Raw genomic sequence first — 20,770 nt, forward strand, 5'->3', positions numbered from 1 at the left:
TTTACCAGCCGCGAACGAAACGCGCCCAAGGCAAAGGCCTTTGCTGTAGAAGGCAGAATGGCTCCCTATCTCATACGCGTCTCAGCATGGCTAAACTAATGAAACCGTGGCTCCGTCCTCATGAGCTTATCACCGCGCACTAGAATTCGGCTCGAGCGAAGCCCTGAGCGCTCCCCTCCGCCTCATCGCCTTCGAACGTCGTCGCATCTTACGCTTATGGTTTTTCACGTCCAAGGCAATCGGATCATCAGGGAAAGCCCTCTGGGCTCGAGCGACATACGAAAGATAATTCCCATGTTGTCGTATCCGACCAACGCGGTGCCGGACCCTCATGTTCCGCCTCGAGCATTGCCCCCAATCGCTAAAGTCAACGTAAAGCTTGTCCACGCGCTTCTTGTTCGGACGCTCTCCCCTGCCGTACAACCGCTTTATTCGCGCATACATGCGTCGATAATACCGACCGATCGTACGTTGTCTCAATCGGACAGATTTCCCGTCAAACGAAAAGCCCAGATAGTCTATATGCCTAGAATTCTTCCCTTCTTCACCGGGAACGCCATCGATCTGAACAACGGCACCACCCGTAACACGATAGCAGCGCGTCTTTGAAGGGTGAACGACAAGCGCGGGGATCGTGGCAACCAGACGATCGATAGCCGCTTTTGCTTCGGCAAAGTCAGAACAGTTGGGGAGCACGAAGATGAAATCATCTGAATACCTCAGATAAAGCCCGTCGAATCTATCAGAAATGCTTTTTGCCGCCTTATCGAATTCGATCATGTAAACGTTGGCAAGAACTCCGCTTATAGGCAAACCTTGAGGTATTCCCTTTCCGCCGTTTTCTTTCCAAGGCGCTGTCGTCGACGTCTTAACTTCTTGTCTAAATTCCTCACAACCCAAAACCCTTGGAAGCCTGTTGAGCTTCTTTACGCCGCAGATTGTCCATTTCAGACCGTTGCGCTCAAGAAGGTCACTGATATCCCATACCGAATACCTTGTCGCTCCCTTGAACACATGATAATAATCGTCGGGAATCCTCCCATCATCAAAGAGACTCCGCAACTGCCTCTTCAGATATCTATGATCGAGCGTTTCAAAGAACTTCTTGAAATCGCCAGCAAGAACAAAGCAGCGATCAGCATTCCTTATCGCTTCAAAAGCCGTTCGTGCAAAATCGCAATTTGATTTTCCCTTGAAACTCGTCCTGTAAGCAATCGCAACATCGCTTATTCCTAACTCGGCAGCATGGGAATTGTATCTCTCGTTAAGCAACCCCGCATAATACTGGTATATGCATCTATCCATATGCGCAGCGTATCTTATCGGACGAAAGTCCTTATGTACTTTTCCGCTTTCGTCGACCTTCATTCGACGCATATCCTTTTCGATAAGCGGATAAAATGCGTACTTCGACACAAAATCAGGGTCCATGATCAAATTCGCTTTAGACGCAAAAGAAACTCTGCGGTCAAAATGCGCGTACGATCTAACGCTATGGGGGTCTTTTACAAAAGAAGGTATTTCCATCATGTTGCCTCATCTGCCCGGCAGGCCGATCCATAGAGGGGCGGTGTCCATTCGGAACCGACCTGCCTACATACACGCGCGGGAGAACTCGCGCACGGCCGCCATAGATCGAAGGCGGCACCGCCTTTCGGGTCAAGCCCGTCTCAGCAAATCTTCATCTGCGGCACAATGTCCAAAGACGAAGGGAGCATGTCCATGAGCGTTGCTGCGGTGCATCTCTGCGCCATCAGTCTAGCCGATGGAGATTTCGTAGACGCCATTCGAATGGCGTTTACGACAATGCTCTTCCACTATGGCCTGTTCCATAGCGCATCGTAAGGATATCATATATGGCTATTTGAGGATCGAACCTTCTGTGCGCCGCCGACAAGAACGCACAAGCTGATTCTAGTCAGGAGCCCAACGTCTCTAATGACGCGACGAGCGGCGCTCCTAGCGTATTTTTATCCGAAGTCGTTCCTTCCTCGGCTACGAAATCGATGGGGACCGGAACTGCCCCTCAGTGACGCTGCGCTCGCGGATATCAACGGAGGAACCAGCCGAAAACATGAGCAACTAATTGGACTGCGTCAACCCTTCGACGCAGCAAGGACCCTAGACCATGCCGAGAGCCCGCCCTCCCTACCTCAGCAGCCTCGCGGGGACGCCCACACAGCCCGTCCCGACCGCTGCGACTCTCATAGCCAAGTCGGTCATCTCTCTTCGGTTCTCAAGGTCCGGCCAAGCACAGGCGAAAGGGTAGATTGTAAATGCAACCGCACAGACGAAAGCCTGCGCGACCCGCCAGAACCAGTTGCGCAAACGCACGCTATGTGGTATAAGGAGCTATCTGGGCGCGCCTGAGGCGGGTCCACCCATCGGCGGGGAACAGTCCCCGCCATTTTTCTCCCCGCGAGACCGGCGATGGGAGCGAAGATGCGTGAGCTGAGCGTGTTCGTCGACGAGAGCGGCGACTTCGGGGCCGTCTCCCACCATTGCACGCACTACCTCGTCGGCATCATCCTGCACGACCAGAGCCACCCCATCTACAACGAGGCCAGGAAGCTCAGCCGAGCCCTCGCAGACGCAGGGCTCGACGCCCTCGCGCCCATCCACACCGCGCCGCTCATCCGACGCGAGGAGAGATACGCGAACCTCGACGGAAGCACAAGGAAGAAGGCATTCGACGCGTTGTTCGCCTTCGCCCGGCGCTGCGACATCAGACACAAGGTGATCGTCGTCGACAAGCGCTGGTTCGGGTGCGGACATGAGCTCGAGGTGCGGATCGCCCGCGAGCTCGGCTCCTTCGTACGCGAGAACCTCTCGTACTTCCAGGGCTTCGACCGGGTGATCGTCTACTACGACAAGGGGCAGAAGGAGGTCAGCCGCGTCCTCAGGCTCGCCTTCGCCGCCTCCCTCTCCGAGGTGGAGTTCCGCGTGGTGTCGCCCGCCGACTACCTCCTGTTCCAGGCGGCTGACCTCGCCTGCACCATGGAGCTGGTCGAGGCCAAGCGCCAAGAGGGCGGGCTCAGCAGGTCCGAGCGCGCGTTCTTCGGCGGCGCGGAGCGATTCAAGAAGACCTACCTCAAGGCGTTTCGCCGCCAGGACTTCTGAGCCCACGCGTCTCGCCACAGCCGTCGAAGCTTAGATCATGTTCTCACCTGCACGGCCGTCCCTCATCCGTCTACGCCGTCGAGCAGCTGGGCGAGCGTGACGTCGAGCGCGCCCGCGAGGCGCGCGAGGTTGGCGAGCGTGACGTTGCGCCGTCCCGTCTCGATGGCGGCCAGCTGCGAGCGGTCCATGTCCGAGACGCGCGCAAGGTCGACCTGCGTGAGTCCGCGCTCGTCGCGCAAGGTGCGGACACGCGCCCCCAGCCGCATCTGAACGACTGCGGGACTCAAGCCGCCCAGGAGGAAGTCATGTTGCTTGCGCTTGGTTTTCAAAATTCGGGTGAAGTGCTTTGCGAAGCTCGCATTAGCTCTTTAAAAGTCAATCAATAGATAGTTGCAGAAGCGTCATTCTACAGCGTATGATGCGCCCTATAGCCAAATGCTCCACGAACAAGAAGGGAGCGCGTCTATGTCAAACCAAGCTGGGAGGATGGCCATATTGTTCGTACTTTGCTTTCAAGGTTAAAGAAAGAGGCTTCACAAAACTCGCATCAGCCCATCAAGACAAAACACGATCAATAGATAGTTGCAGAAGTCGGAAAACCATCACAAAAGGCATCCGCCTCCCAAAACTAATCCACCACCGTTTGGCACATGAGGGGAAGGCGCGCAACCAGCCCCTCAACATCGCATTCGTGCGGAAAATGAAGCAGGCTCACGCCGATCGAATCGCTAATGCTGGAAAGAGGCTCCACGGACGAGCCGACCTCCTTGTAGAGATGCGTCTCCATGCACGCCCACTCATAATCCTCTGTGGTCGAGAAGCCACGGAACGTTCCCGACTCGCGAGCATAGTGCATGAGCTGAACCCACACCCCGTCGTCAGAGCCTTCGAACCGCCGCAGCCCGGACGGCTCCCCCAAAGCCACGCGCAGCGTCGCCTCGACCAAGTCGTCGCCAGAGGCGAAGGAGAAGAACCGGGGCAGGTAGTTCCCGCCGTTGCGGGGCCCGACGTCTATGACGTACAGGTCCCCGCGCGCATCCTCGATGAGCTCGATGTTCAAGGGGCCCTGGATTACCCCCGAGCACTCGATCAGGCGCGAGAGAACCTGCCGCACCGCCTCAGCCGTCCCGCCATCGCCGATGAGGGGATGGACATAGCACGAAGGGACGATCCCGTTCAGCGAGAGGTCCCTGAACGCGCTCATGAGCCCCCATGAGACGATCTCGCCCTTCTCGACGAATATCTCCGCCTCGATCACGCGCCCCCTCGTCCGAGACTCGATGCGCTGCTCGGCTACGGCCTCGCCCTTGCGCGAGAAGCAAAGCGCGCGGCTCAGAGCCGGAGCCACGTCCTCCTCGTCGCGAACGACGGTCACTCCGCGACTCCCGGCGGAGTCAACCGGCTTCACGACGCACGGAACGCCGACCGCGCGAACGACCCTCCTCGCATCGTCTCCGCCAGCGCCCCTCACGACAACGTTAGCCGGCACGGAAAAGCCGTTCTCCTCGAGGAAGGAGCGGAAGCGCCCCTTGTCGCACATCATGGAGACGGCTTCGGGGGGATTGCCCGCGAGCCCGAGCTGCTCGGACACCCACGCCGCCACCGGCGCAGGGGCGTCTGAGGCGTAGGACACGACCCCGCCGACCCCTTCCCTCCGCGCAACATCGAGCACGGCGTCGCGGTCGACGGTGCTCACCTCGTAGAAGACGTCGGCCAGCTCCCTTCCGGGGCAACAGAGATCGTAGTCGCACAGCACGATCCGGCATCCGAGGCGGCGGGCGGCGGCAAAGGAGTCGAGTTGCTGGGCGGACCCGCCGAGCAGAAGGATCGTCTTTGCCATGCCGGCACCTCCACCCGCCATCAAAGCCACCCCTCTCTCTGGAACTCGTCGCATATCCGCTCGCAGCCGCGGCCGTCGACCAGCCCATGGAACGAGGAGGAAAGCTCAGCCCTTCTCCGTCGGTCGCCGACGAGGCTGTTGACCAGCTCGCCGACAGTTGCGGCGCATCTCTCCCTGTCCTCGTAAGCCCTTCCCGCGTACTCTATTAGCCCCCGTTCGCCAAGCGCAGCAGCCTCTCCGCCTGAGTCTTGCTCGGGGGAAAGGGAGAAGCCGACCGTGGGAACGCCGCATGCAGCCAGCTCGTAGAGCGTCGTGCCGCATGCCGACACCGCGAGGTCGACGGAGCGCATGAGAGACCCCATGTCCTTGACGTCCCTGCAGAACTCGATCGGCAGACCGCAGGCAGATTCTTCGAGACCCACGCGTTGCCGGTCGAACAGGGGACCCACCACAGCTTTGATCGAGAAGCCCTCGTCGCAAGCCATGGGGGCTAGCTTCCTGACAATAGGCTCCATGACCCCAACAGGATCGGTGTTGCCGGTTGTGAGAAGAATGGACCGGACACGCTCCGAAACGCGAATGCAACCTCGGGAGAACCCGCTCCCGAGCGGGGCGAACATGGGACCGATCATGAGCTTGGCCCGATCGAACGAGGGAAGCGCGTCATAGGTCGACCTACGCGCACTCAGGCTGTAGTTGACGAGGAAGTCCACACCTGGGACGACCTTCGTGCCGAGATAGCCTACGCGAGCAAAGGGGGCGAGCTCCCTCACGTATCGTTCGTTCGCTTGATAAGTGTCAACTATCACGAGCGGGTTGGGAACCGAATCGAGCACCCTGCCAAACGCCGGGACCTCGGACATCACATCGCGCCAGTCCGTGCCAAGCACCTTGCAGCGGAAGCCTTCCGCCGACGCGAAGGCGGAGGCGCGGTCGTCCGCAGAAACGAAAATGCACTCGACGCCCCTGTCTGACGCCGCTTCGGCAATGGCGAGGCATCGCATGACGTGCCCGGCGGAGATGACCTCGTTGGCATCGGCCCTGAACACGATCATCGAGAACCAGCCCCTCCCGCGCGCGAAGCGAAGACCAGGTCGTATCGCACGTTTGCGACGCCCTTGTGCTCGCCGAAGTCTCCGAAGGTCGGGGAGAATCCGTTCTTCTCCAACGCCCTCCTGCATCCGACGTTCGTCTCAAGGACGTAAGCGTGCATGCTCTTGAGCCCCAGCTCCTCCTCAGCGTATTCCGCAAGAGCGGCTATCAAGGCGGTCCCGATGCCCTTGCCCCTCATGGAGTCATCGCCTATGTACCACCACCCTTCCCCGTGGGTTCCCTCGATGTACTTCACTCCTGCGCAGCCGACGTGCGCTCCACCGTAGAGAACTGCGAGAAAGCACGCCCCGCTCTCGAACACAGCGTCGAAGTAGGCCTTGTGGGTCTCCGGCGTCGGAACGGCGTTTCCCGCAAACTCATTCACATACCAGGGCTGGACGACCCATTCGAAGATGCGATCGACGTCGGAGGGCTCGACCCTTCTAAGAGTAACGGGCTCGTCCATCGCTCAGCCCTCCAGGTCCTGGCGCTCGATCCGCGAGCCAAACGCGATGTCCCTCGGTGCCGCCTTGCCGAGCAAGCTGGGAAGGTGCTTCGGCGCCAGCCCGTAGCCTGGGCGGATGCTGCGCACGTTTTCAAGCGTGAAGAGCTCACCCGCCCTTATGTCCCTCACCGCGTAGAGCGAGCGGCGGCCGAACAGCCCCCTCTCCTCCCTCTCCGTGCGATCGTATGTCACATGTCCGACGGCGGCCTTGGCACGCTGGATGTCACGAACCATCGAGGCGAACTCATCCGGCTCCATGGAGAACTCGGAGTCGACCGTCTTCTCCCTGCGCGTGAGGCAGTAGTGCTTCTCGATGACGCTCGCACCCAGCACCGCTGCGGCAACGTCCACCGACCACCCCATGGAGTGGTCGGAGAGCCCGACGGCGCATCTAAAACGCTCTCGCATATCCGCCATGGTGGCGATGTTCATGTCCTCGTAGACGGCGGGGTACTCGCTCGTGCACTTGAGCAGCACGATCTGGTCGTTGCCGACGGATCTGCAGGCCTCGACCGCGTCCCGTATCTCCTCAACTGAGCCCATCCCGCAGGACATGACCATAGGCTTGCCCTTCGAGGCCGCATAGCGGATGAGCGGGATGTCCACGAGCTCAGGCGAGGCGATCTTGTACATCTCGCAGCCGATGGACTCGAGGAAGTCGACAGAAGTCGGGTCGAACACCGAGCTGAGGAAGTCCATGCCCAAGCGCTCGCACTCCCCCTTGATCTCCCCCTGCCACTCCCAGGGGGTATACGCCTCTTGATAAAGATCGTACAAGGTCCTGCCCTCCCAGAGGCCCCCGGCCTGCGTCTGGAAGTCCGGCGAGTCGCAGTCGATGGTGATGGTGTCGGCGGTGTAGGTCTGGAGCTTCAGGCAATCCGCGCCGGCCTCGGCAGCGGAACGGACGATCCTCATCGCGTTGTCGATGCTGCCGCCGTGGTTGCCAGACATCTCGGCGATGAAGTAGACGCCTCCCCGCTCGATGGTATCGAAAAGCCTCATCTCTCCCCCTTCTGGATCATGGCCCGATACTTCCATTCGGCAAGATCCCAATCCTCAAGCGTGTCTATGTCTTGGACGAGCTTGCCCGGGATGCGGAGGGCTCTCACGCCTGGGGTCATGAAGCCGCCGCTCGCTTCGAACGCGCTCACCTGCGCGAAACAGAAGCTCCCGCAGTCGTGGACCATCTCGGGGAGGTCCTGGCTGCGCGCGAGCGCGCACTCGGGAAACGCGTAGGCGAGCTCGCCGCTAGGGCCCACCTTGTATCCTCGCAGCGGCGGAAAATCGAACGCGGTCACGGGGACGACCGACGTCGCCCCTGCGTCGAGCATGGCCGCAGCCTCTCTCAGCTCAACGGCGCTCACGAACGGCGCCGTCGGGTAGAGGCAGCACATGACGTCGAACCCTCTCCCCCGCTTCGCGTACTCCGAGAGGACCTCGACGAGGACGTCGGCCGTCGTCGCGAAGTCATCGCTCGCCTCGGCGCTGCGCATGAAGGGCACCGCAGCGCCGCAGCCGCGCGCCACCTCGGCGATCTCCTCGTCGTCGGTTGAGACCATCACCTCGTCGAATAAGCCGCTCTGAAGCGCCGCCTCGATCGAGTACGCGATGATCGGCTTGCCGCAGAAATCGCGGACGTTCTTGCGCGGGATGCGCTTCGAGCCGCCGCGGGCGGTGATTATGCATACCGCGCTAGCCATAGATGAACACCGACTCCGCATATTCCCGCACGTAGTCCAACTTGCCCTCCTTGATCGTCAGGTTCGGACTCTGCCCGAACACGATGGACCCGCTCGGCACGACCTCGTCCTTGACGAAGCTGTTGGCCGATATGATCACGTTGTCGCCGATCCTACTGCTTCCCACCACCTTGGAGTCGCTCATCATGAACACCGACTCCCCGAACGTGGGGTAGATCCCATGGTTGTTGCCGACAGTGCACCCCTGGCCGAAGCTGAAGTAGTCCGAGTAGCTCGCCCGGCCCATGACCGCGCCGAGCGGATGGTCGAACGTGAAGACGCCGGGCAGCTCGACCTGGTAGAAGAGGTCAGCGCCGCACATGGCCTTGGAAAGCGCGTACACCTTGTCGCAGACCGATCCCTCCCCCGCATGGTGCAGGGAATTGGACAGAACGTACAGGAAGAACGCCCATTGGCACCCGTGCAGCGGGTCGAACCTGGCGTCACCCCCTTCGCGATAGTATTTGTTGCGAACCCGGGAGAAGGCCCGATCGCAACGCTCGAGCGCGGCGTCGAGCGATCCGTCGATGCCGGCCACCTCGGACTCGCCGAGAGGGTAGAGGGACCCAACCTGGCGAACAACCAGGTCGCGAACGTAGCTTCTAGGCTGAGCGAGCAGCACGTCCTACTCACCGCCCTCGCCGCGGCGGCAGGCGGCCACGACCTTCTCCACGGCATGCACCACGTCGGCGACGTCCTCGTCCGTCAGGCGGCAGTGCAGCGGCAATGTCACAACCTCCTCGTAGTAGCGGTTGGCCTCCGGGCAGCAGCCCGGGTCGTACCCGAGGTCCTGGTAGTAGGGAAGACGGTACACGGGCAGGTAGTGCACGTTCACGCCTATGTTCTCAGCACGCAGGGCGTCGTAAACGAACCTGCGCGTGGTGTTCAGGACCTCCAGGTCGAAGCGCACGCAGTACAGGTGGCGCGTCGTCGCGCGCGGGTCGAGGTCAAGCTGGGGCGTGACCTCGGGGATCCCCGCGAACGCCTCGTCGTAGAAGCTGACGATCTCCCTGCGCCTCCTCGAGAACTCCGGGAGCCGCCTGAGCTGGCTCGTCCCGAGGGCGGCCTGGACGTCGCTCATGCGGTAGTTGTACCCGAGCTCGAGCTGCTCGTAGTACCAGCCGCCCTCGTCGGGGCGCCGCATGAGGGCCCTGTCGCGCGTGATGCCGTGCTTGGCGAACAGCAGGACGCGCCGGGCCAGCTCCGGGTCGTTCGCGCAGACTGCGCCTCCCTCGCCAGTGGTCACCGTCTTCACGGGGTGGAAGCTCAGGCAGGTGAGGTCGGCGACGCTGCCCACGGGGCGCCCGCCCGCGTGGAGGGACCCGAGCGAGTGCGCCGCGTCCTCGATGAAGACGAGGTTGAACTCGTCGCAGATCTCGCGTATCGCCGCCGCGTCCACCGGAACGCCGCCGAAGTCCACGGCGACGACCGCCTTCGTCCTCTCAGTGACCCTCTCCCGGACCGACGCAGGGTCGACGTTCCAGGTCTGCGGGTCGATGTCGGCGAACACGGGCGTACCTCCGCAGTACAGCGCGCAGTTGGCCGAGGCGGCGAACGTGATGGGGCTCACGATCACCTCGTCGCCCGGCCCCACCCCCGCGGCCAGGCACGCGACGTGCAGCGCCGCCGTGCCGTTCGCGACGGCGGTCACGTGCTCGGCGCCCGTGACGCCTCTGAGAGCCTCCTCGAACGCCTCGGTGGCCGGGCCGCAGGTGAGGTGGTCGCTGCGCAGAACTGCCTCCACGGCGGCAACGTTATCATCTTCAATAAGCTGATGACCGTAGCTCAAAAGCTCCGCACACACAGGCTTGCCACCGCAAATAGCAAGCTTCTCTTTCGTTAATCCGCCCATAGATAGCATTCCTCCTAAATTGCAGCATGCGCGGAAGGACTACCAAAGCACTACAGCTCAGGCCCTTCTCCCAACGTCATTCTTATAAAAGGGGATGTCGCTTCTCTCGAAGTAAGCCGAACGTGGCCAGTGGAGTTTTTCCAGCAGATTGAGATCGCAAACAACGCGTGTTGTGTATTCAAACACTCTCTTGCGAAATAACTGGCGCTTCAGATCGCCATCCAGCTCAAAACTCGGGCGACGAACAGGGCGTCTTTCGGCAACTTCCACGATGGATTCAGCCACGCAACGTGCCCTTTGTCCGTCAACAATACCGAAATAACGCTCGTATACCTTTTCTTCAGGCTGTTTAATGTCCCCATCAACAGCCGCAATCGTCTGGAATATATTGTCGATCAAAGGATATTCAGCAAGCCCCGCCACACGATGCCAGGCTGGATTGGGAATCGGCTCATGTCGCACAACGGGAACGCCATATATCTCAGCTTCGAAAGCGCTGGTCGATCCCCACATTGCAAGAAGGTCAACAGCCCTGAGCCATACGCCTATGGACTCAGAGGAGATCTGCCTCACGCGCGAATCCAATCCTTTGCCAACATCGGTTCCGGGATGAGCCCTGTATATCAGTTCGCAGTCTTCGAAGTAGGAGTCGGGCAATGCATGCATCTGCTCATACAAAAGACTCATCGATTCAGCGTCAATAAGCTTGCTGTTCTCATAATCCTCATCCCTCACCCCCATTTGGAGCATTTCGGCTTTGTTGGCAGGCGTATCCTTAAGCACCCAACCGCGACTTTCTGCAAATAATACCCATTTCTTCCCAGAGTCCAGCGAATAACGGATCGCAAGCTCACCCCTTGTCCCCTTAGACGACTTAAAAGCAACCAGATCATCGAGACGGGCATTTCCGGTCACACGTATCAACCCGTCTCGCACTCCGCATTTTCGAAGCCTATCGGCGTAGTAAGAACTCCAAACGAAGTGATAACATCCGTTTTTCTCAGCATCGCCTTTCGGCTCAAGAACTATTTCGGAAGAAGGAGAGCTTATCTGCTCCTGATGAATGTTGATTATAACGACCTCGGGATTAATTTCAAAAAACGGAGTCACGAGAGCATAGTTGAGGTCAATGTAGAGCCATGGCACAACTACAACATCCACACCGTCTTGGCGCGCCTCACGACACGCTTTCGCCCATTCAAAATCAATAGACCGAATGGAAACAGCACAAGGACCACCTGTGAGGGCAATCAACTCCTCGCGGATCCTAATCAGAGAACCGTACTCACGCCCTATATGTTGGTAGAACAATATGACTCTCATCGACATACGAAACGCTCCTATAGCTTATTTTTAATCTTGTCAATGACGATCGCACGAGTATCGCCAGGAAGCAGAGCGAGCCCAAACGCGACACCCACACCAACTGAGAAAAATCCCTCCAACAAAAGAACCGGAAGCCCCACTGGCGGGAACGCTGTCTCCACAGCAACACCAACGACAAGCGAGAAGCACGACACTAGAGGGCTGAAAAAGGACATACCGAGAAGCCTGGCTATTCTCATATGAAGAAGCTTCGATGCGTAAGGAACTGTAATGAAATAATGCCTGGCAAGCAGCGAGAAAGCCTGCGCCGCCGCAAGACCAACGACTCCAAGGTCGAATACTACGCAGAAAAGAGCTGAAAGCGCAATGTTCATCACGCCAAAACCTATAGTCGCAAGTGCGGGTATTTTAACGGCCTTCTCTGCAATAAAAACCTGACTTAGCAGCTCACAGACGTATGTGAGAGCCGGATAACCAAGCATGATGGTGATGCACAGCGCGTAAACGCTCATATCCATCTGAGTCCAGTACGTCAAAAACGCAACGGCAAAAGCGATTACACCGCCCAGCACAGGGCCAAGAAGAAGACCGGCGACGTGAAAACTCCTTTTCAGCACAAGACCAATAGACCTATCGTTATGAGCATAGGCACTATAAATATAAGGCACAAAAAGGTTGACCATGGCCACGGCATAAACCGAAGCGAAGCTCTGCAGCTGCGTAATGGTGTTGAATATGCCGGCTTCGTATTCGCCAATCATGATATTAGCAAGATAAAGGCTAATGGTGCTGATAAGGACAGCCCCTGCTTTCTGAACGGAAACCCAAACGCCCGAAGACAGCACCTCAACAAAGAGCGCCCATCGAGCGAATTCCAAACCAAGGGATAGGTTCGGGTTGTATTTTCTATAGCGTCTCACATAGAATAGGCAAGCAGCTACATCGATCATAAGCGAAGCCATATATGGAAGCCAAATCGATGGGCCCAGAATACCAAAAAGCGCAAGCGGAGCGACAACTCTGGCTAGTTGGCTTATGCCCAAGAATAGGCTGTCGACGTATAGTCTGTTGTTCGCATAAAGCGCAGCCGTAAACGGAGTCTTAAACATAGTGCAGAACAGCGTTCCCGCCATAGCCATAAGGAGAACTTGAACTTGAGAAACCATAACCGGCTCAATGCTCATCACGGAGTCAATGGAAAGAGATAGAGCAAAGAAAAAAGCTATAAAGCAGCAACCCATGATCAGACATGCAAAGAAGATGGAATTAAAGAACTGATTGGCCACCTTGCACTCACGTTTATTGATCTCAATAGATATATAACGTGCCGCCATGGACGTGATAGCAACAGAAAAGACGGTGGAGGCATTTATAAAGCTGGCTGCAACACCAACGTATCCATAAGCAGCAACGCCAAGCGATTGCTGAATGATTGGCAAGAGTGCGAGGGTGGATACACAGCTGGCTGCAACATTAAATATGCTAGCAGCAAAATTACCGAAAGAGCGCACCCGATTCTACCCTTTCGATATAGAAAATGCTAAAAAGAACATGTACTATCCTCGACGCAACAAGAAATCATCTTAGTTTAATTGCTAGCATCCTTTTCCACGCAGCTGCTCTTTCAGCAAACGCATCTCATTTGCAGCAAAAACCTTACGCAAGTTAACTGAACTCATGGCTGTACGCGAATAATCGCATCCCCCAGGATTAAATACGTAATACCAGAAAACCAGCGTTAGAATTGCTTCCGGACGAAAAAGGTTGCTTTCAACTACGCCATAAACCAGCATGGCGCAAATAAAAGCAAGCTCCATCCATCTCCTGTTTCTTGAATAAAAGACTATCGATTTCTGGATACAGTAGACAATCAGCAAAAAAAACAGGATGCCATAGCTCGCCAACAGAACGATATAAGAACTATCAACCTCAAATGGCAAACCAAACCACATTACTGACATCGTTTCGAACAAAGCATCAATCCCTTGTCGAAAACTACTGAGTCTATAACTAAGAAAATAGTCCAGAGCCTCTGAATCAAGATAGGGGACTAGGAACGTAACCGCTAAGACGATATACAGAAGCAAGCTTGATACGATGATGCTTTCCTTGATTTTATCGCGCCTCCCTAACATGTAAAAAATAAAGCAAGCCGCAAGCAAGACCAGAGTCACAACAAGAGTGCTCCTAGAATCCGTGAGTCGATATATCACAAAACAAGATAGCGATGATATTGCCATCCACAAGAGTTTTCGACTTCCAAAAGCGTAGGGCAAAATGAGAATCGCCGAAAAAAAAGAGGCTGCTGCATTCTCATTGTAAAATCCAAGAGTGTTTCTTAGACGGCCTTCAAAAAAAGTAAAACCCCACTGTATGAACCCTAAAAGATACAGCATTGTATATAAAACAAGCGACAGCACTGTAATATATGCAATCGTCCGAAGAACCATTTGCCTTTCGAAAGCACTGGCGCTCACAACAAACAGAACAATAATAAGAAAGTTCAAAGTCGTTAACCCATGAATTACAACAGATACAACAGACAGCAGAGCAATAAATACAACAGGAACAGCAATGCGTATGTTCTTAAAATTCAACAGGGAAGAAACGACCAGCAGAAACACCGATATAATTCTGAAAGGGTCCTTGAAAGCAACTTCCACATTCGTATACACGATAAGACCATTGCAATACAGTAAAGCTACCCCGCAAAAAAAAAGCAAATACGCCAAGCTGTATTTTTCCACTACGGCGTTTGACACGTTGCCACTTTTTTGCTTCAGCACACTAACTGCACCTCATATTTTTATAGCACTTTTTTATAGCGATTCCCAGATCACCAAGATCAGAAACAACCCTCTCAGAACCTTCGGCAGCTTCGACACAGGCCGAGCCCTCACGAACAACAACAGGAGTACCGCACGCAGCCGCCTCGGCAGTTGTCATGCTGTAGGTCTCCTCGATGCTCGGATTTACAAACAAATCAGCGGCTGTGTATATCTCGGCGAGCTCCTTTGGGCTGCCAGTACGCCCGATGCCGACTATTTGCTTTGGCAACTCCTTGATCTGCTTCTTGGAAAGGCCCACTAGCACGATGGCATAGCGCTCATCCAGCTCTCCCGCTAATCGGATGAAATCACCGAGCCCTTTTCTCTCAGTCCAGGGGCTTGCGACGCCCAGAATCATGAACCTGTTCCCAATGCCATAGCGCTCGCGAAAATCGCTCGGGGTGGGCTTGAACACGGTGCGGTCAATTGGGTTATGATGCACTTCCACAGGATATTTTGAAAGAAAACTCTCGTCCACGAGATTCGCGAGCCACCGCGAGGGCGTGTAGATCGTCATGCGCTCAGGCGAGATCATCGTGAAGAGCCTCTTCTTGTCCTCGAAGTTCCCCTTGCACGCGCCCCTCCCAATTGTCTTGGGATATTCCCTCAGCTGAGGGCAGGGCTTTTCGCATGAGCAGCAAGAACGCCATTGCTCGCACTTCGCATACGTGAAGTGCGAGCAATGGCCCGTGAACGCCCAGCAGTCGTGCAAGGTCCAGATAACTCTGCATTTGCGCGCCGCCAGCCATTCGAACAGCATCTCGACGTTCATGTAGTAGCCGTGCAGCTGGTGCAGGTGCACCGTGTCGGGATCAATCGCGTCAAGCCACGCCAAGAGCCGCTTCGTCTCGCCCTTCGAGTGAAAGCCGTCCCGGTCGTCGAGGCGGGAGAGCGCAGCGTCTCGCCAAAGCCCCATCTTGGTTGACATCTTAAGCTCGCGGGGCCGCCCGCTCGCGCCGAGAGCATCGCCCGGCTCGCGCCCGCGCCCCCAGGCCACGTAAGAGTCCACGCCATCAGCCAGCAACGCCAGGTGACGGTCGTAGATTATCGGCTTGAACCAGCTGTAGGAATCGCTGTGGATCTGGACGTAGCCGCCCATCAGTAGATCCCCTCAGCGAGAAGCTCGGCTTCGGCGGGGAACTGGATCAGCACAGCCTTGAGGCGGCCGTAGTACACGAACATGCTTCCTGCGGCCGCCGCATGCGCATGGCCGTCTCGCAGAGCCTTCTTGAGATCCCCGACCCCCCCTGCCCCGCCAAGGGCCACGACGGGTATCGAGACAGCATCGGAAACCATGCGCACGAGCTCCAGGTCGTAGCCCTCCATCATGCCGTCGTTGTCGATGGAGTTGAGGATGATCTCGCCGACTCCAAGTGACTCGGCCTTCACGGCCAGCTCAAGGGGATCGACGCCCGTCGAAGCAGCGCCGTCGTGGATGAAGCACTCGTACCCGTCAACGCCTTTCTTGGCGTCGATCGAGGCGACTATGCTCTGGCTGCCGAACGTCTCGGCAGCCTCACGCACGAGATCGGGATCCTCGACGAGGGCCGAGTTCAGGACAGCCTTCTCGTAGCCCGTGGCGAGGATGTCTCGAATCTGGCCTATGCTCGACAATCCCCCGCCGTAGCTCAGCGGCATGAACGCCTCGCTGGCGATGTCCCGCAGGATCTCGCAGTCCGGCTCCCTGCGCTCCTTGGTCGCCGCGATGTCCAAGACGGCCAGCTCGTCAACGTACTTCCTGTTGAAGATCTTCACCGCGTTGACGGGATCGCCCAGGTAGGTCCGCTCGCCGAAGCGGACCGTCTTCACCAGGTCCCTGTCGTCGATCAGCAGCACGGGGATTATTCGGGGCCTGTTGTACATCTAGCACCTCTCGACGAAGTTCTTGAGCAGGGCCATGCCGAAGTTGTGGCTCTTCTCCGGGTGGAACTGCACTCCGTAGACGCTCCCGCTGACAACGGCTGCGGCGAAGCCATAGCCGTAGTCGCACGTCATCAAGACGTTCTCCTCGCTGTCGCAGACCGCGTGGTACGAGTGCACGAAGTAGTAGCGCTGATCAGCGCTAAGCCCCTTCACTAGAGGATCATCCGGCCTCTCGCACGTCACCACGTCCCATCCCATGTGGGGGACCTTCAAGCCCGCGTCGCCGAGCCTGAACCTCCTGCACTCGAAGGGGATGAGGCCCAAGCCGGGCAGCCCTCCCTCCTCGCTCCCCCTTCCCAGGAGCTGCATGCCGAGGCAGATCCCCAATATCGGCTTCCTGCAATCCAGCGCCTGCCGCCTGACCACGTCAGCCAATCCCGCAGCGCCCAATCTCTCCGCCCCCGCGTCGAAGGCGCCCACGCCGGGGAGTATCAGCTTCTCCGCCCTGCAAATATCATCAGCATCGGAAGTCACAATGACCTTCGCGCCTATGACGCGCAGCATGTTCTGGATGGAGCCCAGGTTGCCCAGGCCGTAGTCGACAATAGCGATCATCTACACCCTCAGGTTTCTCTTCTCGATGCCGAGCAGCTTGCTCACGGTGACGCCGAGCCTGATGACCCACATCTGGTTCCTGTAGTCGGCGGGAGTCTTGCTGGGCTGCTCGATGATCCCGTCGAACTCCTCGGCCGTCACGCCGAGCTTCTTGGCCACGTACTGCTTGTCGAGCTCCATCTGGTCGGGGTCGTACGGGGGCCTCGAGAGCAGCTCGAGCGCCTCCTCGCGGGTCATAGTGCCCGCGAGTATCTGGTTGGAGCAGACGTTCTTCCTCGTGTCGAAGCCGAACTTGTGCGGCAGGTAGTAGCCCTCGAAGAAGCGGGTGAACACGTTCTCGTAGTGCTTGTTCTCGTACTTCTCCCAGCCGAACCTCTCGTGGAGCAGCTCCATCGCCTCGGCCTTGTCGTAGACGACGTAGTCCAAGGGGTAGACCCGCCTCATCCCGTAGACGTATCGGTACAGGATCTTGTAGCGGAGCATGCTGCACGTGGGGTACGTCTTCAGGGGGATCTTGCCGAACCTCCTGTGGATGTCCTTCGCCATCGTGACGTCGTTCATGTACAACCACTCGACGGGGGGCCTGATGAACTCCGTGGAGTTGTTCGAGCCCGTCAAAACGTACTTGATCCCATGTTTTACCGCATAGTTGTAGAGCGTGGCGAAGATCGTATGGTCCTGCGGGTAGTCGCATGATGATATCGAGGCCTTGAAGAAGGAGAGCTGCAGATCGGCCATCTCCTTCCAGTTGATCACCTCGGTGTACATGTCAAGGTCGAGGCCCTTGACGATCCGCTCGATGTTCTCGACGGCGACGTTCAGGTTCCAGCCCGTGTCGACGACGATGACGAGGGGGCTCAGCCCCATGATCTCCTTCGCCACGTAGGCGAGGTAGGAGCTGTCGGCCCCTCCGCTCAAGCCCAGGACGCAGTCGTAGTCGCCTTTGCGCGAGGCTCTGATCTCTTCGGCTATCGCCTTGAGCTCGTCGAGCCGGTTCTCGTTCGGCTTCCAGTACGGCTTGATGTTCTGGTCGAAGTTGCGGCAATGATCGCACACGCCGTTCTCGTCGAACTCTATCCTCGAGTCCGTGGTGTCCATCACGCAGCGCGTGCATCTTTGGTATTCGCGAGTCACTAGCGCTTCCTCCACACCATCTTGTCCACCACGCCGGCGTAGGACTGGATTATCTTGACCACCTTGTCGGAGACGTCCTCGTCTGAGTAGTCGGGGACCGGGGCGGCATGGAGGCCGTCGCGCTCCATGGCCACGGCGAGCTCGACCGCCTGCAAGAGGCCCCTCTCGTCGATGCCGGAGAGCACGAAGCACGCCTTGTCGAGCGCCTCGGGGCGCTCGGTGGAGGTGCGTACGCACACCGCCGGGAAGGGCTGCCCGACGCTCGCGAAGAAGGCTGACTCCTCGGGGAGCGTCCCCGAGTCGGACACCACGCAGAAGGCATTGGCCTGCAGGCAGTTGTAGTCGTGGAACCCGAGCGGCTCGTACATGCGCACCAGGGGGTGCAGCTCGAAGCCTGAGGCCTCGAGCCTCCTGCGGCTCCTGGGGTGGCAGCTGTAGAGGACCGGCATGCCATACTTCTCGGCCATCCTGTTGATAGCCCCGAACAGGCTCTCGAAGTTGGCCTGCGTGTCGATGTTCTCCTCGCGGTGGGCCGACAGCAGGATGTACCCGCCCCTCTCGAGGCCCAGCCTCTCGTGGACGTCGCTCGCGTTGATCTTCTCCAGGTTCCTGCGGAGCACCTCGGCCATGGGGCTTCCCGTCACGTAGGTGCGCTCGGGGGCGCAGCCTGTGTCCTTGAGGTAGCGCCTGGCGTGCTCTGAGTAGGCCAGGTTCACGTCCGAGATCACGTCGACGATGCGGCGGTTGGTCTCCTCGGGCAGGCACTCGTCCTTGCAGCGGTTGCCCGCCTCCATGTGGAAGATGGGGATGTGGAGCCTCTTGGCCCCGATGACGGACAGGCACGAGTTCGTGTCGCCGAGCACCAGCACCGCGTCCGGCCCCACCTCGACCATGAGCTGGTAGCTCCTGGCGATGACGTTGCCCATGGTCTCGCCGAGGTCCGCGCCAACGGCGTCCAGGTACACGTCGGGGTCGCCGAGCTCCAGGTCATGGAAGAACACGCCGCTCAAGGAGTAGTCGTAGTTCTGGCCCGTGTGGGCGAGCAGGCAGTCGAAGTACCTGCGGCACTTCCTTATCACCTCCGACAGGCGGATGACCTCGGGGCGCGTGCCCACGATGATGAGCAGCTTGAGCCTGCCGTCGTTCTTGAAGGACGCCATGGCGCTAGACCTCCTCGTAGTACGTGTCGGGATTATCCGGGTCAAACGGCTCGTTCGCCCACATGAGGGTTACGAGGTCGCGGTCGGCCGACAAATTCTCTATGCTATGGGCCATGCCGGGCACCATCTCGACGACCACGCGATCGCCGCCATTCACGTGGTACTCCGCGACGGGGAACCGCTCGCCGCTCCCGTCCAAACCAACACGCCGCTCGCGAATGAGCGCCTCGCCGCTCACGACCAGGAACTTCTCCCATTTGCTCATGTGCCAGTGGTTACCTTTGATGGCGCGTGGGGCGGAGATGTTAATAGAAACCTGACCGTAGTCGTCCATGTGTAGGATCTCGGTGAAGCTTCCACGCGTATCCTTGCTCGGAGAAAGACGGTAGGAAAGATCATCGAGGTCGAGGTAGCTGAGGTAGGTCGAGTAGAGCTTCTTCCTAAGGGATCCCTCTGCCATCCTCGGGACGTCGAGCGTCTCGCGGCTGCGCTTGAACTCCTTCAGCAGCTCGACTATCTCGCCCAGCGTCACGTGGTCTGTGGTAGGTGTGATGCAGAACGCGTCGCCTTCGACGGGCCCCAAGCCGTTGTAGTCGCAGCGATGCGGCTCGCCCTGCATCGCCGAGAGCATCTCGGCCACAAGGTCGTCGATGTAGAGCAGCTCGAGCTCGACACCTGGGTCGCTCACGAAGTAATCGCGATCGTTGGCTATCGCGTCGCAAAACGTGGCAACAGCGGAGTTGTAGTTCGGCCGACACCACTTTCCGTAAAGGTTGGGAAAGCGGTAGATCAGTACGGGCGCACCCGTGCGCTTCGAGTACTCTCGGAACAGGCTCTCGCCAGCCAACTTAGACTTGCCGTACTCGCTGTTAGCGAAGCGGCCTTCGAGGGACGCCTGGATGCTCGAGGCAAGCATCACGGGGCACGTGTTGCCGTGCCGCTCCAAGCACTCAAGGAGATCGCTTGCGAAGCCGTGGTTTCCGGCCATAAAGTCGGAAGGATTCTCCGTGCGGTTCACTCCTGCCAGGTTGAACACGAAATCGGCACGCCCGCACCAATCCTCAAGCTGCCCCTCAGTCGACGACAGGTCGAACTCATAGACCTCCAATGGCAATAGGCTCTGGTAGCGCTCCCGCCTGTCTTTGCCGTCCCGAATCGCCTTCAAACTCTCGCAAAGATTGCGGCCGACGAAGCCTTTGGCGCCCGTCACGAGTACTTTCATCCTGCCACCTCATTCCTACCATCGCGAGTAGAAGCGTGAAGTACTGAGGCCGGTGGATGTTCCTCGCGCATTCTCATGCTACTGCACCGCCTCGTGCTCGCGGCCCTCCAGGGCGAGCCGCACGTACTCCGCGGTCTTTATCTTCTCAACCGTGCCCGCCACGTCGAGCCTTGTCGTGTTGTGGGAGGTGTATGCCTCCTCGGCCTGGGTCTTAACATCTCCCTCCACTACGAACTTGTCGTAGTTGAGGTCGCGGGTGTCGGCATGCACGCGGTAGTAGTCGCCCATGTCCTCAGCGCGAAGTCGCTCCTCGCAGGTCATGAGCGTCTCGTAGAGCTTCTCTCCGTGGCGAGTGCCGATGACCTGGGTGCCAGTGCGCCCGAACACCTCCTGCACGGCCTCGGCGAGGTCGCCCACGGTCGAAGCCGGGGCCTTCTGGACGAAAAGATCTCCAGGGTTCGCATGTTCGAAGGC

General features: G+C 58.2%; 20 protein-coding genes. 1 reads left to right on the forward strand and 19 read right to left on the reverse strand.

Annotated elements, in window-relative coordinates; genetic code table 11:
- Positions 1 to 129: 129 nt before the first annotated feature.
- Positions 130 to 1,530, reverse strand: a complete 1,401-nt coding sequence (locus tag G7Y50_RS04075) for a reverse transcriptase/maturase family protein (protein WP_165055159.1) — start codon at positions 1,528 to 1,530, stop codon at positions 130 to 132.
- 912 nt (positions 1,531 to 2,442) lie between these two features.
- Between G7Y50_RS04075 and G7Y50_RS04080 the strand changes: the two genes are divergently transcribed.
- Positions 2,443 to 3,120, forward strand: coding sequence for a DUF3800 domain-containing protein (locus tag G7Y50_RS04080; RefSeq protein WP_165055157.1), 678 nt, complete (start codon positions 2,443 to 2,445; stop codon positions 3,118 to 3,120).
- 62 nt (positions 3,121 to 3,182) lie between these two features.
- Here G7Y50_RS04080 and G7Y50_RS04085 read toward each other — a convergent pair whose 3' ends face one another.
- The 18 genes from G7Y50_RS04085 to G7Y50_RS04170 all read right to left on the reverse strand — a co-directional run.
- Complete coding sequence (locus tag G7Y50_RS04085; protein WP_206214760.1) at positions 3,183 to 3,449, reverse strand: helix-turn-helix domain-containing protein; 267 nt, start codon at positions 3,447 to 3,449, stop codon at positions 3,183 to 3,185.
- A 299-nt stretch (positions 3,450 to 3,748) separates the two neighbouring features.
- Positions 3,749 to 4,960 carry an acetyl-CoA carboxylase biotin carboxylase subunit family protein gene (locus G7Y50_RS04090; RefSeq protein WP_165055155.1) on the reverse strand — a complete coding sequence of 404 codons (1,212 nt, stop codon included), beginning with the start codon at positions 4,958 to 4,960 and terminating at the stop codon, positions 3,749 to 3,751.
- A 20-nt stretch (positions 4,961 to 4,980) separates the two neighbouring features.
- Complete coding sequence (locus tag G7Y50_RS04095; RefSeq protein ID WP_165055153.1) at positions 4,981 to 6,015, reverse strand: PseG/SpsG family protein; 1,035 nt, start codon at positions 6,013 to 6,015, stop codon at positions 4,981 to 4,983.
- Positions 6,012 to 6,518 carry a GNAT family N-acetyltransferase gene (locus tag G7Y50_RS04100; protein ID WP_165055151.1) on the reverse strand — a complete coding sequence of 169 codons (507 nt, stop codon included), beginning with the start codon at positions 6,516 to 6,518 and terminating at the stop codon, positions 6,012 to 6,014. The genes G7Y50_RS04095 and G7Y50_RS04100 overlap by 4 nt, the downstream gene beginning before the upstream one ends.
- Positions 6,519 to 6,521: 3 nt before the next feature.
- Complete coding sequence (gene pseI, locus G7Y50_RS04105; RefSeq protein WP_165055148.1) at positions 6,522 to 7,559, reverse strand: pseudaminic acid synthase; 1,038 nt, start codon at positions 7,557 to 7,559, stop codon at positions 6,522 to 6,524.
- Entirely contained in the window at positions 7,556 to 8,257 is a 702-nt protein-coding gene (gene pseF / locus G7Y50_RS04110) for a pseudaminic acid cytidylyltransferase (RefSeq protein ID WP_165055146.1), read from the reverse strand. Before pseF ends, pseI begins: the two co-directional genes overlap by 4 nt.
- Positions 8,250 to 8,918, reverse strand: a complete 669-nt coding sequence (locus tag G7Y50_RS04115; RefSeq protein ID WP_241156504.1) for a transferase — start codon at positions 8,916 to 8,918, stop codon at positions 8,250 to 8,252. The genes pseF and G7Y50_RS04115 overlap by 8 nt, the downstream gene beginning before the upstream one ends.
- Before the next feature lie 3 nt (positions 8,919 to 8,921).
- Positions 8,922 to 10,157, reverse strand: a complete 1,236-nt coding sequence (gene pseC / locus G7Y50_RS04120; RefSeq protein ID WP_370457978.1) for a UDP-4-amino-4,6-dideoxy-N-acetyl-beta-L-altrosamine transaminase — start codon at positions 10,155 to 10,157, stop codon at positions 8,922 to 8,924.
- 48 nt (positions 10,158 to 10,205) lie between these two features.
- Positions 10,206 to 11,477 carry a hypothetical protein gene (locus tag G7Y50_RS04125; protein ID WP_165055133.1) on the reverse strand — a complete coding sequence of 424 codons (1,272 nt, stop codon included), beginning with the start codon at positions 11,475 to 11,477 and terminating at the stop codon, positions 10,206 to 10,208.
- A gap of 11 nt (positions 11,478 to 11,488) precedes the next feature.
- Positions 11,489 to 12,985 (reverse strand): oligosaccharide flippase family protein, encoded by a 1,497-nt coding sequence (locus tag G7Y50_RS04130; RefSeq protein WP_165055130.1) that lies wholly within the window; start codon positions 12,983 to 12,985, stop codon positions 11,489 to 11,491.
- A gap of 84 nt (positions 12,986 to 13,069) precedes the next feature.
- Positions 13,070 to 14,236, reverse strand: a complete 1,167-nt coding sequence (locus G7Y50_RS04135; RefSeq protein WP_165056938.1) for a hypothetical protein — start codon at positions 14,234 to 14,236, stop codon at positions 13,070 to 13,072.
- Positions 14,237 to 14,261: 25 nt separating this feature from the next.
- The gene (locus tag G7Y50_RS04140; protein ID WP_165055126.1) at positions 14,262 to 15,401 is read right to left on the reverse strand and encodes a glycosyltransferase; all 1,140 of its coding nucleotides are present in this window, start codon (positions 15,399 to 15,401) and stop codon (positions 14,262 to 14,264) included.
- On the reverse strand, positions 15,401 to 16,165 hold the full coding sequence (locus G7Y50_RS04145) for an AglZ/HisF2 family acetamidino modification protein (RefSeq protein WP_165055124.1): 765 nt from the start codon (positions 16,163 to 16,165) through the stop codon (positions 15,401 to 15,403). Before G7Y50_RS04145 ends, G7Y50_RS04140 begins: the two co-directional genes overlap by 1 nt.
- Positions 16,166 to 16,780, reverse strand: a complete 615-nt coding sequence (hisH, locus tag G7Y50_RS04150) for an imidazole glycerol phosphate synthase subunit HisH (RefSeq protein ID WP_165055122.1) — start codon at positions 16,778 to 16,780, stop codon at positions 16,166 to 16,168.
- The gene (locus tag G7Y50_RS04155; protein ID WP_206214761.1) at positions 16,781 to 17,914 is read right to left on the reverse strand and encodes an N-acetyl sugar amidotransferase; all 1,134 of its coding nucleotides are present in this window, start codon (positions 17,912 to 17,914) and stop codon (positions 16,781 to 16,783) included.
- Complete coding sequence (locus G7Y50_RS04160; RefSeq protein ID WP_165055120.1) at positions 17,914 to 19,074, reverse strand: UDP-N-acetyl glucosamine 2-epimerase; 1,161 nt, start codon at positions 19,072 to 19,074, stop codon at positions 17,914 to 17,916. Before G7Y50_RS04160 ends, G7Y50_RS04155 begins: the two co-directional genes overlap by 1 nt.
- A 4-nt stretch (positions 19,075 to 19,078) precedes the next feature.
- Positions 19,079 to 20,296 carry an NAD-dependent epimerase/dehydratase family protein gene (locus G7Y50_RS04165; RefSeq protein WP_165055116.1) on the reverse strand — a complete coding sequence of 406 codons (1,218 nt, stop codon included), beginning with the start codon at positions 20,294 to 20,296 and terminating at the stop codon, positions 19,079 to 19,081.
- A gap of 78 nt (positions 20,297 to 20,374) precedes the next feature.
- Positions 20,375 to 20,770 (reverse strand): polysaccharide biosynthesis protein (locus G7Y50_RS04170; protein WP_165056940.1); only part of this gene is annotated, 396 nt, incomplete at its 5' end.

This window comes from Adlercreutzia sp. ZJ176 (assembly GCF_011038975.1).
Lineage (GTDB): Bacteria > Actinomycetota > Coriobacteriia > Coriobacteriales > Eggerthellaceae > CAAEEV01.

What these genes read in the sequence shown, in the direction of transcription:
- G7Y50_RS04075 (WP_165055159.1), bottom strand. Translation starts at nt 1,530, where the DNA reads ATGATGGAAATACCTTCTTTTGTAAAAGACCCCCATAGCGTTAGATCG.
- G7Y50_RS04080 (WP_165055157.1), top strand. Translation starts at nt 2,443, where the DNA reads ATGCGTGAGCTGAGCGTGTTCGTCGACGAGAGCGGCGACTTCGGGGCC.
- G7Y50_RS04090 (WP_165055155.1), bottom strand. Translation starts at nt 4,960, where the DNA reads ATGGCAAAGACGATCCTTCTGCTCGGCGGGTCCGCCCAGCAACTCGAC.
- G7Y50_RS04095 (WP_165055153.1), bottom strand. Translation starts at nt 6,015, where the DNA reads ATGATCGTGTTCAGGGCCGATGCCAACGAGGTCATCTCCGCCGGGCAC.
- G7Y50_RS04100 (WP_165055151.1), bottom strand. Translation starts at nt 6,518, where the DNA reads ATGGACGAGCCCGTTACTCTTAGAAGGGTCGAGCCCTCCGACGTCGAT.
- pseI (WP_165055148.1), bottom strand. Translation starts at nt 7,559, where the DNA reads ATGAGGCTTTTCGATACCATCGAGCGGGGAGGCGTCTACTTCATCGCC.
- pseF (WP_165055146.1), bottom strand. Translation starts at nt 8,257, where the DNA reads ATGGCTAGCGCGGTATGCATAATCACCGCCCGCGGCGGCTCGAAGCGC.
- pseC (WP_370457978.1), bottom strand. Translation starts at nt 10,157, where the DNA reads ATGCTATCTATGGGCGGATTAACGAAAGAGAAGCTTGCTATTTGCGGT.
- G7Y50_RS04125 (WP_165055133.1), bottom strand. Translation starts at nt 11,477, where the DNA reads ATGTCGATGAGAGTCATATTGTTCTACCAACATATAGGGCGTGAGTAC.
- G7Y50_RS04140 (WP_165055126.1), bottom strand. Translation starts at nt 15,401, where the DNA reads ATGGGCGGCTACGTCCAGATCCACAGCGATTCCTACAGCTGGTTCAAG.
- G7Y50_RS04145 (WP_165055124.1), bottom strand. Translation starts at nt 16,165, where the DNA reads ATGTACAACAGGCCCCGAATAATCCCCGTGCTGCTGATCGACGACAGG.
- hisH (WP_165055122.1), bottom strand. Translation starts at nt 16,780, where the DNA reads ATGATCGCTATTGTCGACTACGGCCTGGGCAACCTGGGCTCCATCCAG.
- G7Y50_RS04160 (WP_165055120.1), bottom strand. Translation starts at nt 19,074, where the DNA reads ATGGCGTCCTTCAAGAACGACGGCAGGCTCAAGCTGCTCATCATCGTG.
- G7Y50_RS04165 (WP_165055116.1), bottom strand. Translation starts at nt 20,296, where the DNA reads ATGAAAGTACTCGTGACGGGCGCCAAAGGCTTCGTCGGCCGCAATCTT.